We start from the raw sequence: 12,794 nt of genomic DNA, 5'->3' as shown, positions 1-12,794 counted from the left end.
AGATTTTGGAATTTCGGCGCACCGACTTTCAAACTGGGTCTCAAACGTATCGTCAATAACTATCACTCTTAGCGCCTTTGCGTGAAAATCGTCTCCGCATGTTGAAAAGAACTTCGGCCATGGTGTGGATTTTATCAACTCTCATGCAATCGAACAGCGAATGTGCTGCTCAAGGCGATCTGGGTGGAATTTTATCACGCGAAGACGCTAGGGCGCGAAGAGACTGGTGATTGGGGCAGTGAAGATGAGTGTTTTTACACTTGTCCCAAGGACGTCATTGCGAGCGCAGCGTGGCAAACCAGGGCGGCACGGGCTGATGATTGGGGTGAGACGCTCTGGATTGCCGCGTCGCTGCGCTCCTCGCAATGACGGTGATCTGGCCACGCAGCTGATTTCCGGTGCGCCAACATTAACGTTGGATCGCCGCCGCATCGTCAATAACTATCACCCTTAGCGCCTTCGCGTCTTCGCGTGAAAATCTTCCCTACCTGTTCAAAAGAACAAACCGCGCGGAAAGCCATTGCATCTCAAGCCGATATGCGGAATTAATCGCTCGATGAAACACCTAGACCCCGCCCGCTATCTCGAGCAGCCGTTCGGCCAGCTCGCTGATCTGATCAACGCCCATGCGGTCAACCAGCCCGACCGGATCGCGCTGGATGACAGTGCGGAGAAGCTGAGCTGGGCCGAGACCGCGGCGCAGGTTAACCGGATTGCGGCGCAGCTGCAGGCGGATGGTCTGCAGAAGGGGCAGGCGGTTGCGATCCTCGGGACCACCACGGTTCGCTATGCGCTGGCCTATCTCGGGGCGATTGTCGCTGGCGGTTGCGCAGCACCGCTGACCACTTCGGCGACGCCGACGCAGCTGGCGAACATGATGCGGGACAGCGGGGCCATGCATCTGTTTATAGACCGCGTGAAGCGCGCCGAGTTGCTGGAGAGTGGAGAGGCTTTGCCACCGCTCAAACATGTGATGCTTGATAAGGCCGTGGACGATGCGCCGCTGATGTCCGACTGGATGGCAAGCGAGGGAGCGATGCCCGCCGATCCCGATGTCGGTCCGAAAGACCCCTATAATATCATCTATTCCAGCGGCACCACGGGCACGCCCAAAGGCATTGTCCACAGCCGCCAGATGCGCTGGTATCATGCCGCTGTCGGAGAGGCGACCGGCTATGGCAAGCCCGGTCAGGTCACATTGCTGTCGACGCCGCTCTATTCGAACACGACGCTGGCGCTGTTCACGCCGACCATTGCTTATGGCGGGACGCTGGTGATGATGGGCAAATTCGACTGCCAGCGCTGGCTGGAACTGGCGCAGGAGCATCGCGCCAGCCATACGATGCTGGTGCCGGTCCAATATCAGCGCCTGATGGATTATGAGGGTTTTGACGATTTCGATCTGAGCGCCATGACCCATAAATATTGTACCAGCGCGCCCTTCTCGGCGGAGCTGAAGGCGGAGGTTCTGAAACGTATGCCCGGCGGACTGATCGAGATTTACTCGATGACCGAGGGCGGCGTGGTCTGCCTGTTGCTGTGCCACGAACATCCGGACAAATTGCACACGGTCGGTATCGCCTGGGGTGGCAGCGAGGTGATTACCGTGGACGAACAGCTCAACCGTCTGCCCGCGGGCGAAATGGGCGAACTGGTCGGCCGGTCGCAGACGATGATGTCGGGCTACAAGAACCAGCCGGAGAAGACCGAGGAAGCCAGCTGGTATGACAAGAACGGCGACCGTTGGCAGCGGATGGGCGATATCGGCAAGGTCGACGAGGACGGCTTCATCACTTTGATGGGCCGGACCAAGGACATGATCATCTCGGGCGGCTTCAATATCTATCCGCGCGACCTGGAAGAAGCGCTGATGGCGCAGCCGGGTGTCGCTGATGCGGCGGTGATCGGCGTGGCTTCGCGGCAATGGGGCGAAACGCCGGTTGGTTTCGTCGTAGCGGAGGCTGGTGTGACGCTTGATCTGGAAGCGCTGAAAGCCGCCACCAATGCCAATCTCGGCAAGACCCAGCGGGTTTCGGAACTGCGGCTGATTGATGAACTGCCGCGCAGCCATATCGGCAAGATATTGAAGACGGAATTGCGGGATATGGCCGAGGGATGAATTGTGCCCCCGCGCAGGCGGGGGTCCATCTCCAGGTCTCGTGTCGTCAGACAGCGGTTGCTTTTCGACTTGTGGCCGCGGCATTGCGTGTACAAGTACCGTCGGGATGCAACGATATTTTCGGAGATGGGCCCCTGCCTTCGCAGGGGCACTGCTTGGCACTATGGGCTCGGGCAACCTAGTTTGAAGAGGGGCGTTATCCCGACATGTTGATGACCTTTCTTGTCGTGGTGGTGGTTTCGGCGGCGCTGATTGCCGGCGCGCTCTGGGGCGTTTACGGAAAGATATCGAGCAAGACCGAGGGCTTTGTCATCGCGCTCGCCGGGGGTGCTCTGATCGTCTCTCTGGTCAGCGAGATGATCCAGCCGGCGGTCGAACAAAGCAATCTCTGGGTCGGGCTGGGTTCGGTTGCGGCCGGAGCGGTTGTATTCTCCGTCGTCGATTACTGGATTGATGAAAAATGGGGCGCGGAAGGCGGCGGCGGTTTGCTGGCCGCGATCACGCTGGACGGTGTGCCGGAAAATCTGGCGCTCGGGGTGGCGCTGATCGGGGCGGCGCCGATTGAAGTGGCGGCGCTGGCCGGATCGATACTGCTCTCCAATCTTCCCGAGGCCGCTGGCGGGGCCAAGCAGATGGTCGGCAACGGGCTGTCCAGGGGCAGGACGCTGGGGCTCTGGGCACTGACTGCATTGTTATTGTCGGCGGCAGCGATCATCGGATATTTTGCGCTGGAAGGCGTCTCGCCGCATGTGCTGGCGGCGACCCGCTGTTTCGCCGCCGGTGCGGTGGTTGCCTCGCTGGCGACCGAGGTGTTTCCCAAGGCCTATAAGGAAGATCAACATATGGCCGGCGTCGCGACTGCAATCGGAGTGATTTTGGCGGTCTTTCTCGGCGAGCTTGCCACCGCCTGAGACGGGCCGGATTTTGCGCCGACAGGCGACAAAGGCACTGGACTCGAATGGGGTGGCCCACTAAGCGCCTAAGCCATGTCCATAGCTCATGAAGAAACCATCCTGATCGTCGATTTCGGCTCTCAGGTCACGCAGCTTATCGCCCGCCGGGTGCGCGAGGCGGGAGTCTATTCGGAGATCGCTCCGTTCCATATGGCGGAAGAAGCCTTTCACCGGCTGAAACCCAAAGGGATCATCCTGTCCGGATCGCCCGCCGGGGTGCCGGACGAAGGCAGCCCGCGTGCGCCGGATGTGATTTTCGAAAGCGGCCTGCCGATCCTCGGCATCTGCTATGGCCAGCAGGTGATGACGCACCAGCTGGGTGGCACGGTGGAATCGGGTTCGGGCGGCGACTTCGGCGGCGAATTCGGCCGGGCCTTTATCGAAATCAGCGAAGAATGCGTGCTGTTCGACGGCCTGTGGAAGGTCGGCGAGAAACATCAGGTGTGGATGAGCCACGGCGACAAGGTCACCGAATTCGCGCCCGGCTTCCGGATTGTCGCGACCACCGAGGGCGCTCCCTTCGCGCTGATCGCCGATGACGAGCGGCGCTATTATGGCACCCAGTTCCACCCCGAGGTTGTCCACACGCCCGACGGCGGCAAGATGATCGCCAATTTCGTCCGCCATGTCTGCGGCTGTGCCGGTGACTGGACGATGGCGGAATATAAGGATGCCAAGATCGCCGAAATCCGCGAGCAGGTCGGCGACAAGAAGGTGATCTGCGGTCTGTCCGGCGGCGTCGACAGTTCGGTGGCTGCGATCCTGATCCATGAAGCGATCGGTGACCAGCTGACCTGCGTGTTTGTCGACCATGGCCTGCTGCGGATGAACGAGCGCGAGCAGGTCGAGACCCTGTTCCGCGACCATTATAATATCCCGCTGGTTGTGGTCGATGCCGAGGATCGCTTCATGAAGGGGCTGGCCGGTGTGACCGACCCGGAAAAGAAACGCAAATTTATCGGCGGCGAATTTATCGAGGTGTTTGACGAGGAAGCCGCGCGGGTTGGCGGCGCCGATTTCCTCGCCCAGGGCACACTCTATCCGGATGTGATCGAGAGCGTCTCGTTCACCGGCGGGCCAAGCGTGACGATCAAGTCACACCATAATGTCGGCGGCTTGCCGGAACGCATGAACATGAAGCTGGTCGAGCCGCTACGGGAATTGTTCAAGGACGAAGTCCGTGATCTCGGGCGCGAGCTCGGCCTGAACGACCAGTTCGTCGGGCGTCATCCATTTCCCGGACCGGGTCTCGCGATCCGCATCCCCGGCGAAGTGACCAAGGAACGCTGCGACATCCTGCGCAAGGCGGATGCCATCTATCTCGAGGAAATCCGCAATGCCGGATTGTACGACGCGATCTGGCAGGCCTTTGCCGTATTGCTGCCGGTGAAAACCGTCGGCGTGATGGGCGACAGCCGCACCTACGACAATGTCTGCGGTTTGCGCGCTGTCACCAGCACCGACGGCATGACCGCCGACGTCTACCCCTTCGACGCCAGCTTCCTGACCCGCGTATCGACGCGGATCGTCAACGAGGTGAAGGGGATCAACCGGGTGGTTTATGATTATACCAGCAAGCCGCCGGGGACGATTGAGTGGGAGTGAATCGATGGAATCGTGGACGAACTTAACCGAAGGCCAAGGATTAGTTTTATCGGGGTTTCTAACTGGTTTAGGAGCTATAATTGCCGTATTATTGGCACAGTCCTTTTTCCGATCAAAAGTCAGTGATCTTAAAGCTGCCATATTGGAAACCGAAGAAGCAGTTATAGCATTTCAGAACGAAATCGTTGCTCGGTTTAAAGATTTCGAAGAATCGTTTAAAGAAATAGATATAACAATTGCCGCTTTGCAGGAAACAGCTGCTAAAACTCAGGCGTCTATAAGGGAGCAAGAGTCGGACGATGAAGGACTGTCTGAGGAAGTCAAAGAGCCGCATGATCCGAAAGAGAGAACATTCGCAAAGTGGTATGAGATTTCTGATCACTTAGAAGAAATAGCAAGTTCTCCAAATATTGATGGTAGAACTCGTGCTCGATACGGTCGGATCGACCGACGCAGCTATTACGATTTGATTGATGCTCTGGATTATGACGGTCGGCTTGGGAACATGCGAGATATTGCAGATGAAGCTACTGAACTTTGGTATTCATGTCGTCGGCGCGATGATATCGACGAGGAAGCATCTCGACGCATGTCTGATTATGCCCTGAAAATTAAGGGCATCCCAATGCCATAAACTCCGTAACAACGAATTTAGTATGGGGACTGGTCTGTGCCTGAGTCTTCATCGACAGCCTCAAACCAAATCCCCGTAAAGCCCCTCAAACCAATCCGGAACCTCACCAGCCCGCCGCGCCACCTGTCCTTGCGCTAGCTCCAGCAACATCACCGGCCGCTCGTTTAGGGCCGAGGCATCAAAAATCATCGCCCGGTCGGCGAGCAACGCGGCTTGGCGGATCAGGGGAGCGTTGCGATCAAACCGCTGACGGATTTTGCTTTCCGGCACGGGGTGGCCACCTTCGTCGATGCGCGCGGTGACGCGGGCTACGGCCAGATCGGCGGAAGCCAGAGCCAGGTGAAAGACGATGATGCGAAATCCCGCGTCGCGTGCATCTTGCAGCAGTTCGAGTTTCGAAGGGTGCGAGAATACGGTTTCCATGACGAAGGACTGGCCGGCCGCGAGATGGTCGCGGCGTCGCTGGTCGGCGATTTTGGCAGCGCGATAGGAGGCTTCGGGCGAGGGGTCGCCTAGTTCGTCGCGCTGGATGATATCGGCGTTGATGAACGGCGCGGCGATACGCGGTGCCAGCACGGTGTCATAAAAGGTCGATTTGCCGGCGCCGTTCGGCCCGGCGATCAGGAACAGGGTCGGACGGCCGGCGACGATGGCCATCAGTTGGCGGAATCGCTTTCCCGGCTAATCTCGCCATCGCGCAGGCCGACGCCCAGACCTTCTGCCTTGCGGCCGGCGAACAATTTGCGCTGCTCGACCGTGCCGGACCGCGCGGCGTCAAACAGGCTGTCGATATAGGCTTCCTGTTCGCCGGCAGTCAGCGCGTCGGGCGCCAATTTCCCGCTCAACGCCTCGACCACCCGCGACTGGTCGAAGAAACGGGATTTCTCTATGCTCATCCCGATCCGCACCCAGTGGCGGACCTGCCCGGCCAGGGAACGGCTCATCATCTCGGCCTCGCGGCCAATGACTTCCATAAGTTCATCGTCAATCTTGATCGTCTTTGCCATGGTGTCAATGTGACACCTAAGTGACTATTTGTCAAGATGCCGAGCCTGATCCGGCAGTTGTTGACCCCCCGTCACCGTCATACTAGACCTGAATTTAATCAAACAATTAAATTCAGGAGAGACTCGCCATGAAAGCCATCCAACTCCATGCACCCGCCTCGCTCGACAATCTCAAGCTGGTCGACTTGCCCGATCCGGCGGCGCCCGGCCCCGGTGAAATTGCGGTACGGTTGCGCGCGTCCAGCCTCAATTTTCATGACTATGCGGTGGTCAAGGGGATGATCCCGACCGCCGAGAACCGCATCCCGATGTCCGATGGCGCGGGCGAGGTCACCGCCGTGGGCGAGGGCGTTAGCGATTTTGCGGTGGGCGATCTGGTGGTTTCGACCTTCTTCCCCGAATGGATCGACGGTGCGCCGCCCGAAGGCGGTTTCAAGCGCGTGCCCGGCGATGGCATTGACGGCTATGCGGTCGAGCAGGCGGTCGGCCTCGCCACTGCGTGGACCAAGGCACCCGAGGGCTATAGCGCTGCCGAGGCTGCGACCCTGACTTGCGCCGGCCTGACCGCGTGGCGGGCCCTGTTCGTTGATGGCTGCGTGAAGCCGGGTGATACGGTGCTGGTGCAGGGCACCGGTGGTGTCTCGATCTTCGCGCTGCAATTTGCCAAGGCGGCCGGCGCGACGGTGATCGCGACGTCTTCGTCCAATGACAAGCTGAAGCGGCTGAAAGACCTCGGCGCTGACCATCTGATCAATTACAAGGAAGTCGAGGCCTGGGGGCCGAAAGTGCTCGAACTCACCGGCGGCAAGGGCGTCGATTGCGTTGTTGAGATCGGCGGGCCGGGTACGCTCGACCAGTCGATGATGGCGACGCGCATTGGCGGGCATGTCGCGCTGATCGGTGTGCTGACCGGTTTTGCCGGACCCGTGCAGACAGCGCTGCTGATGGCGAAAAACCTGCGCGTGCAGGGTCTGACCGTGGGTAGCCGGGCGCAGCAGCAGGACATGATCGCAGCGATCGAAGCCAATGGCCTGAAGCCGATACTCGACAAGTCTTTCCCGCTCGCCGATCTGGGCGATGCTTTCCGTCATCAGGAATCGGGCCAGCATTTCGGCAAGATCATCATCGATATCTGATCCATGACGCGGCTCGCCACACCCGAGGATCGCGAACCGGTTGTCGCGCTCTGGCAGGCCTGCGGTCTGACGCGCCCGTGGAATGACGCGAGCGCCGATTTCGATCGTGCGGTTGGCGGCGTCTCGTCCGATATTCTGTTGCTGGAAGAAGCAGGCCGACTGGCTGCGACGGTCATGGTGGGGGATGACGGCCATCGTGGCTGGGTCTATTATCTGGCGGTCGCGCCGGATTGCCAGAAACGAGGTCTTGGCAGAAAAATGATGGAGGCCGCCGAAGCTTGGCTGCGTGAACGCGATGCGCCGAAAATACAATTGATGGTGCGGGACGACAATGAAGCGGCGATCGGGTTTTACAAGGCGCTGGGCTATGATGTGCAACCGGTGGTGACCATTGGTCGCAGGCTGGACTGATCGGCAAGGGGCGGCGGTTGCAGGCCTCGGAGTCTTGCTACTAGACTATCGTCCGCCCATATCCCGCTGATGCAACTAGACTTGGGCCCCGATCATCGCACCGAAATATTGCGCCGGATGCACAACAGGCTGGTCGCGCAGTTCGGCCGGGTGATCCGGCCGGATGACAAGCGCCGTGATCCCATGTGGACGCTGGTGCAAGGCGTCATCGGCGCCCGCGCGAAAACCGCTGTGTCCAATGACAATACGGACCGGCTGATCGCCGAATATGGGTCGTGGGAGCGGGTTGCAGCGGCGCCTCTCGAGGAATTGAAGGCCCATCTGCAAACGGCGACTTTCCCGGCGATGGCGGCGGAGCGGCTCAAGGCCTGCCTGCAGGACATTATCGCGCAGCGCGGCAAGGCCAGTCTGGATCATCTTGCGACCATGGAGACAGAGGATGCTATGGCCTGGCTGGAGACCTTGCCCGGGATTGCGCGGAAGATCAGCGCCGGCATCATGAACACCAGCCAGTTTAATCGCAAGGCGCTGGTGCTCGATACCGGCCACCGGCGGGTGGTGCAGCGCATGGGTCTGGTGCCGCCCAAGGCCGATACGGCACGCGCTTATGATGAGTTGATGCCGCTGTTGCCGCCCGAATGGTCCGCTGAAGATCTGGACGAGCACCATCTGCTCGGGAAGCGCCTTGCTCAGACCATTTGCCGCCCGAAACAACCGGATTGCCCGTCCTGTCCGGTACGGGCTGATTGCGAGACGGGCAGGACCTCATGATAAACGATCAGCAGGTCGAGACCGTTTACCGCCGTCTCTCCGAAGCCATGCCGGGACGGACGAAGGACGCCAAGGGCCCGAAGGGCCAGCCCGACGCCTTCCGCTCCTGCATATCCTGCATGCTCTCGGCCCAGTCGCTCGACCGCAATACCGCCATGGCCGCGCGCGCCTTGTTCGCGCTCGCGCAGACGCCAGAAGCGATGCTGGCTCTCGACGACCGCGATATTGCCGCAGCGATCAAACCCTGCGGGCTTTATAATATGAAAACGCGCAATATCCGGAAATTCTGCGAACATTTGCTGGCCGAACATGGCGGTGTCGTGCCGAATACCCGTGAAGGCTTGTTGTCGATGCCCGGCATTGGCCGCAAATGCGCGGATATTGTCATGAGCTTCACTTTCGGCGCCGATGTGATCGCTGTCGACACCCATGTGCACCGCGTCTGCAACCGGATTGGCCTGACCGATGCGAAGACTGCGGACAAGACCGCACAGCAACTGGAAGAACGCAGTCCCGATTGGGCCTTGCGCGACGGGCATTTCTGGCTAATTCAATTCGGGAAGCGAATTTGCACCGCCCGGAGCCCGAAATGTGACCTTTGTCCGGTCGCTGACCTATGTCTCTGGCTCAAAGTGCAGCAAAAAACAGGACCAGGCCCATGAGCAACGAAACCAAAATGTACGGCATTTCCAATTGCGACACGATCAAGAAGGCGCGCAACTGGATGGAGAAAAACGGCATCAACTATGTCTTCCACGACTATAAAAAGTCGGGGATCAGCAAGGAAAAGCTGGAAATGTGGGTGATGCAGGTCGGCTGGGAAGCGCTGGTCAACAAGCGCGGCACGACCTTTCGCAAGCTGCCGGACATGGTGAAGGAAAATATCGGTGACGATACCGCGGTCATGGTGATGGCGGAGAATCCCAGCATGATCAAACGCCCGGTGCTGGAACATGGCGACGAACTGGTCGTCGGTTTCAAGGCAGCCGATTATGAAGCGGCGGGGCTGACTGCGCGCAACAGCTGATGCCGACGATCATGTCCCATGCCGCTGTGCCCCTCGTGGGCGCTGTGATATTGGGACGGAGCAGGCTGTCTTTGCCGGTGATTGCCACCGGATTGCTATTCGCGATGCTGCCGGATGCTGACGTGGTCGGTTTTCGGCTGGGCATCGAATATGCGGACAGCTGGGGGCACCGGGGCGCAACCCATAGCCTGCTTTTTGCCGCCGTTGCGGCCCTGTTCGCAACCGCCTTGCTGCGGCCCGAGCGATTTGGTCTGGCGGCGGCTTTCCTGTTCGTTTCGATGGCCTCGCACGGACTGCTGGATATGCTCACCAATGGCGGGCTGGGCGTGGCTCTGTTCTGGCCATTTGATCCCTTGCGCCATTTCGCCCCCTATACCCCGATTGCCGTATCGCCGATTGGCATTTCTGATTTTATCAGTAGCCGTGGCATCAAAGTGTTATATTCCGAAGCTATATGGATTTGGATACCGCTGACACTGGTTGCCGCAGGTTTCGGTATCAAGAAAAGGACAAGCAAATGGTTCAGGCAAAATGGAACGGCGCGGTGATTGCCGAGAGCGACGATATAGTGATGGTCGAGGGCAACCATTATTTCCCCCGCGATTCGGTCTGGTCGAAATATCTGATGCACAGCGATACGACCAGCCATTGTCCCTGGAAGGGCGATGCATCCTATCACAGCCTGATCGTTGACGGCGAGATCAACGAGGATGCGGCCTGGTTCTATCCCGCACCCAAGCAAGCCGCGGCCGAAATCGAGGGCCGGATCGCCTTCTGGAACGGCGTCGAGGTCGCCTAGCGATGCGGGTGCGGCCTGTTGCTTTGTTATTGATCGCTCTGGCGCTAGCAGGATGCGCAGCCGGAACAGAACCGGCGGGAGAAGCAAAGATGAAGGCTGCAACATTGTCCGGCGAACCGCCGATTGTCATTGCCCATCGCGGTGCGAGCGGAGAACGGCCGGAACATACGCTGGCGGCCTATCAGCTGGCTATTGAACAGGGTGCCGATTTCATCGAACCCGATCTGGTGCTGACCAAGGACGGCGTGCTGGTGGCCCGTCACGAGAATGAGATCAGCGGGACGACCGACGTTGCCGATCGTCCGGAATTTGCCGATCGCAAGGCGACCAGGCTGATCGACGGTCAGGAATATTCCGGCTGGTTTACTGAAGATTTTACGCTTGCCGAATTGAAGACATTGCGTGCCAGAGAGCGTCTGCCCGACTTGCGGGCGGGGAATATGCAATATGATGGCCGGTTCGAAATCCCGACCTTTGAAGAGGTCCTGCAACTGATCGAAACACATGCGGTCGAAAGCGGCAGGCGGATAGGTGTCTATCCGGAAACCAAACATCCCGGCTATTTCAAGGCTCTGGGACTGGGACATGACGAACCGTTGCTCAAATTGCTGACACAATATGGCTATGACGACAAGGATGATCCGGTGTTCATTCAGTCGTTCGAGGTCGGCAATCTGCAGGCCCTTGCGAAGCAGACGGATGTCCGGCTTGTGCAACTGGTGGCCAGCGAAGGCGGCCCGCCGGACATCGCCGGGCGGACCTATGCATCAATGGTCACGGTGGCGGGCTTGCAGGCTATCGCCGCCTATGCCGACGGGATCGGACCGTCCAAAGATATGGTGATTGGCCGCAACGCCATTGGCCAGCTGGGCGCACCGACCGGACTGGTTGAGGCCGCGCACAAAGCGGGTCTGGTCGTTCATCCATGGACATTCCGCCGCGAAAATTACTTTCTGCCGACCGATTTCAAGAGCGGCGTCGATCCGCGCGAGCCGGGTGATCTGGCAGGCGAAATCCGCGCCTATATTGCTGCCGGCGTCGATGGCCTGTTCAGCGACAATCCGGCTCAGGCGGTGTCGGCTGCCGAATAGTATCTGCGGGTGGTGACGGCGTAAATCAATATTGAGACGACCATCAGGGCGGCGCCCAGAATGAAAGGCGCGCCGGGAAAATAAAATCCGTCCTTGTCGGCATAGGCCCCGAAGACTCCGGTCATCATTACCGGCCCGATGATCGAGGTCAGGCTGATCGTGCTGGCGATCGAACCCTGCAATTCTCCCTGGGCATCTTCGCTGATCCGGCTGCTCATCATCTGCTGCATCGCCGGGAAGGCGAACCCGCTGGCCGCACCAACGATGATGCCGAGGAACACGAACCAGTCGTTGGGCGCGAAGGCGAAGATCAGATAGGCGGGTATCCCGAACAGCAATCCGAACTGGCCGGCGCGCCATTCACCGATCTTCTTGATCAATGGCCCGGTCAAAATGCCCTGCACCAGCGCCAGCAATATTCCGAACAGGGCGACGCTCAGCCCGATCTTCAAGATGCTCCAGTCAAACCGTTCGATCAGCCAATAGGCCCATATCGCGATCTGCGCCTGCGCCGCCAACTGGAGCACGAATATCGTCGACAGAAAGCCCAGAACGAGAGGCGTTCTGCTCATCTGGAGGATGCTTCCCATCGGATTGGCGCGGGCGATAGAAAATGGACGGCGCTTTTGCTTTGGTAGCGTTTCTTGCAGTATAACAATGCCGACGCCCGTCCCGAGGAGGGCAAGGATTGATGCGGCAATAAACGGCAGTCTTTCTCCATATTCGCCCAGCACACCGCCGATACCGGGGCCGAGGACAAAGCCCATCGCGCCGGCACCGCCCAATATGCCGAAATATTTGCCGCGCTCGGCTGGCGAGGTAACATCCGCAACGCAGCTATTGGCAGCGGCCCAGCTTGCGCCCATGATTCCCGACACTATCCGGCCTATGAACAGCCAGATCAATGTCGGTGCCCATGCCATGATCGCATAGTCGAGCCCGAGCAGAAACAGCGTGACCAGCAATACCGGCCGGCGCCCGAACCGGTCGCTCAGGCCGCCAATGACCGGGGCGAACAGAAATTGCATCATTGCATAGGCGAATAGCAGCCAGCCGCCGATTTCCGCGGCGCGATCGATTGTCGTGCCGGTGATCCCCTCGATCAGCGCAGGCATGACGGGCAGGATCAGACCGATGCCCATCATGTCGATGAAGACGATGAAGGCGACAAACAGCAAAATGGACTCTGGCTTGCGGGCCACAGGCATGACTATTTCCAATGGATGGAGATCAGATTTTGG

Annotated in this window: 15 protein-coding genes; 12 read left to right on the top strand and 3 right to left on the bottom strand. The window is 59.3% G+C overall.

Translation table 11 applies throughout. From position 1 onward, the window contains the following. The first annotated feature begins 556 nt into the window (after window positions 1–556). From CHN51_RS03305 to CHN51_RS03290, 4 genes are all read left to right on the top strand, one after another. Window positions 557–2,119, top strand: a complete 1,563-nt coding sequence (locus CHN51_RS03305; protein ID WP_100095405.1) for a class I adenylate-forming enzyme family protein — start codon at window positions 557–559, stop codon at window positions 2,117–2,119. Between the two features lie 206 nt (window positions 2,120–2,325). Then, a complete protein-coding gene (locus CHN51_RS03300) occupies window positions 2,326–3,030 on the top strand; it encodes a zinc transporter (protein ID WP_100092739.1) in 705 nt (234 codons plus the stop codon). Between the two features lie 75 nt (window positions 3,031–3,105). Continuing rightward, window positions 3,106–4,677, top strand: a complete 1,572-nt coding sequence (guaA, locus tag CHN51_RS03295; protein ID WP_100092738.1) for a glutamine-hydrolyzing GMP synthase — start codon at window positions 3,106–3,108, stop codon at window positions 4,675–4,677. 4 nt (window positions 4,678–4,681) lie between these two features. Next, window positions 4,682–5,311 (top strand): hypothetical protein, encoded by a 630-nt coding sequence (locus CHN51_RS03290; RefSeq protein WP_100092737.1) that lies wholly within the window; start codon window positions 4,682–4,684, stop codon window positions 5,309–5,311. Between the two features lie 60 nt (window positions 5,312–5,371). Here the strand turns inward: CHN51_RS03290 and CHN51_RS03285 are convergent, their stop codons facing one another. Beyond that, entirely contained in the window at window positions 5,372–5,968 is a 597-nt protein-coding gene (locus tag CHN51_RS03285) for an AAA family ATPase (RefSeq protein ID WP_100092736.1), read from the bottom strand. After that, entirely contained in the window at window positions 5,968–6,318 is a 351-nt protein-coding gene (locus CHN51_RS03280) for a hypothetical protein (protein WP_100092735.1), read from the bottom strand. The genes CHN51_RS03285 and CHN51_RS03280 overlap by 1 nt, the downstream gene beginning before the upstream one ends. A 128-nt stretch (window positions 6,319–6,446) precedes the next feature. On the opposite strand from CHN51_RS03280, the gene CHN51_RS03275 reads away from it, so the two are divergent. The 8 genes from CHN51_RS03275 (at window position 6,447) to CHN51_RS03240 (ending at window position 11,553) form a co-directional block, all read left to right on the top strand. After that, a complete protein-coding gene (locus CHN51_RS03275) occupies window positions 6,447–7,454 on the top strand; it encodes an NAD(P)-dependent alcohol dehydrogenase (RefSeq protein ID WP_100092734.1) in 1,008 nt (335 codons plus the stop codon). 3 nt (window positions 7,455–7,457) lie between these two features. Further along, on the top strand, window positions 7,458–7,865 hold the full coding sequence (locus CHN51_RS03270; protein ID WP_100092733.1) for a GNAT family acetyltransferase: 408 nt from the start codon (window positions 7,458–7,460) through the stop codon (window positions 7,863–7,865). A gap of 69 nt (window positions 7,866–7,934) precedes the next feature. Then, window positions 7,935–8,636 carry an endonuclease III gene (locus tag CHN51_RS03265; protein ID WP_100092732.1) on the top strand — a complete coding sequence of 234 codons (702 nt, stop codon included), beginning with the start codon at window positions 7,935–7,937 and terminating at the stop codon, window positions 8,634–8,636. Then, window positions 8,633–9,298 (top strand): endonuclease III, encoded by a 666-nt coding sequence (gene nth / locus CHN51_RS03260; RefSeq protein WP_100092731.1) that lies wholly within the window; start codon window positions 8,633–8,635, stop codon window positions 9,296–9,298. The genes CHN51_RS03265 and nth overlap by 4 nt, the downstream gene beginning before the upstream one ends. Continuing rightward, on the top strand, window positions 9,295–9,663 hold the full coding sequence (locus CHN51_RS03255) for an ArsC family reductase (RefSeq protein WP_100092730.1): 369 nt from the start codon (window positions 9,295–9,297) through the stop codon (window positions 9,661–9,663). Before nth ends, CHN51_RS03255 begins: the two co-directional genes overlap by 4 nt. Before the next feature lie 11 nt (window positions 9,664–9,674). Next, the gene (locus tag CHN51_RS03250) at window positions 9,675–10,211 is read left to right on the top strand and encodes a metal-dependent hydrolase (RefSeq protein WP_206169958.1); all 537 of its coding nucleotides are present in this window, start codon (window positions 9,675–9,677) and stop codon (window positions 10,209–10,211) included. Beyond that, complete coding sequence (locus tag CHN51_RS03245; protein WP_100092728.1) at window positions 10,181–10,462, top strand: DUF427 domain-containing protein; 282 nt, start codon at window positions 10,181–10,183, stop codon at window positions 10,460–10,462. Before CHN51_RS03250 ends, CHN51_RS03245 begins: the two co-directional genes overlap by 31 nt. Window positions 10,463–10,551: 89 nt before the next feature. Next, window positions 10,552–11,553 carry a glycerophosphodiester phosphodiesterase gene (locus CHN51_RS03240; RefSeq protein ID WP_240616850.1) on the top strand — a complete coding sequence of 334 codons (1,002 nt, stop codon included), beginning with the start codon at window positions 10,552–10,554 and terminating at the stop codon, window positions 11,551–11,553. Here the strand turns inward: CHN51_RS03240 and CHN51_RS03235 are convergent. Further along, a complete protein-coding gene (locus tag CHN51_RS03235; protein ID WP_100092726.1) occupies window positions 11,529–12,761 on the bottom strand; it encodes a TCR/Tet family MFS transporter in 1,233 nt (410 codons plus the stop codon). The genes CHN51_RS03240 and CHN51_RS03235 overlap by 25 nt on opposite strands. Window positions 12,762–12,794: the final 33 nt, after the last annotated feature.

Origin of the sequence: Sphingorhabdus sp. YGSMI21, from assembly GCF_002776575.1 — a bacterium.
Lineage (GTDB): Bacteria > Pseudomonadota > Alphaproteobacteria > Sphingomonadales > Sphingomonadaceae > Parasphingorhabdus.
Note: the sequence above shows the minus strand (reverse complement) of the source record. Positions and strands in the feature narration are given on the sequence as shown.

What these genes read in the sequence shown, in the direction of transcription:
- CHN51_RS03235 (WP_100092726.1), bottom strand. Translation starts at nt 12,761, where the DNA reads ATGCCTGTGGCCCGCAAGCCAGAGTCCATTTTGCTGTTTGTCGCCTTC.
- CHN51_RS03305 (WP_100095405.1), top strand. Translation starts at nt 557, where the DNA reads ATGAAACACCTAGACCCCGCCCGCTATCTCGAGCAGCCGTTCGGCCAG.
- CHN51_RS03290 (WP_100092737.1), top strand. Translation starts at nt 4,682, where the DNA reads ATGGAATCGTGGACGAACTTAACCGAAGGCCAAGGATTAGTTTTATCG.
- CHN51_RS03265 (WP_100092732.1), top strand. Translation starts at nt 7,935, where the DNA reads ATGCAACTAGACTTGGGCCCCGATCATCGCACCGAAATATTGCGCCGG.
- guaA (WP_100092738.1), top strand. Translation starts at nt 3,106, where the DNA reads ATGTCCATAGCTCATGAAGAAACCATCCTGATCGTCGATTTCGGCTCT.
- CHN51_RS03300 (WP_100092739.1), top strand. Translation starts at nt 2,326, where the DNA reads ATGTTGATGACCTTTCTTGTCGTGGTGGTGGTTTCGGCGGCGCTGATT.
- CHN51_RS03275 (WP_100092734.1), top strand. Translation starts at nt 6,447, where the DNA reads ATGAAAGCCATCCAACTCCATGCACCCGCCTCGCTCGACAATCTCAAG.
- CHN51_RS03240 (WP_240616850.1), top strand. Translation starts at nt 10,552, where the DNA reads ATGAAGGCTGCAACATTGTCCGGCGAACCGCCGATTGTCATTGCCCAT.
- CHN51_RS03285 (WP_100092736.1), bottom strand. Translation starts at nt 5,968, where the DNA reads ATGGCCATCGTCGCCGGCCGTCCGACCCTGTTCCTGATCGCCGGGCCG.
- CHN51_RS03245 (WP_100092728.1), top strand. Translation starts at nt 10,181, where the DNA reads ATGGTTCAGGCAAAATGGAACGGCGCGGTGATTGCCGAGAGCGACGAT.
- CHN51_RS03280 (WP_100092735.1), bottom strand. Translation starts at nt 6,318, where the DNA reads ATGGCAAAGACGATCAAGATTGACGATGAACTTATGGAAGTCATTGGC.
- CHN51_RS03255 (WP_100092730.1), top strand. Translation starts at nt 9,295, where the DNA reads ATGAGCAACGAAACCAAAATGTACGGCATTTCCAATTGCGACACGATC.
- CHN51_RS03250 (WP_206169958.1), top strand. Translation starts at nt 9,675, where the DNA reads ATGTCCCATGCCGCTGTGCCCCTCGTGGGCGCTGTGATATTGGGACGG.
- nth (WP_100092731.1), top strand. Translation starts at nt 8,633, where the DNA reads ATGATAAACGATCAGCAGGTCGAGACCGTTTACCGCCGTCTCTCCGAA.
- CHN51_RS03270 (WP_100092733.1), top strand. Translation starts at nt 7,458, where the DNA reads ATGACGCGGCTCGCCACACCCGAGGATCGCGAACCGGTTGTCGCGCTC.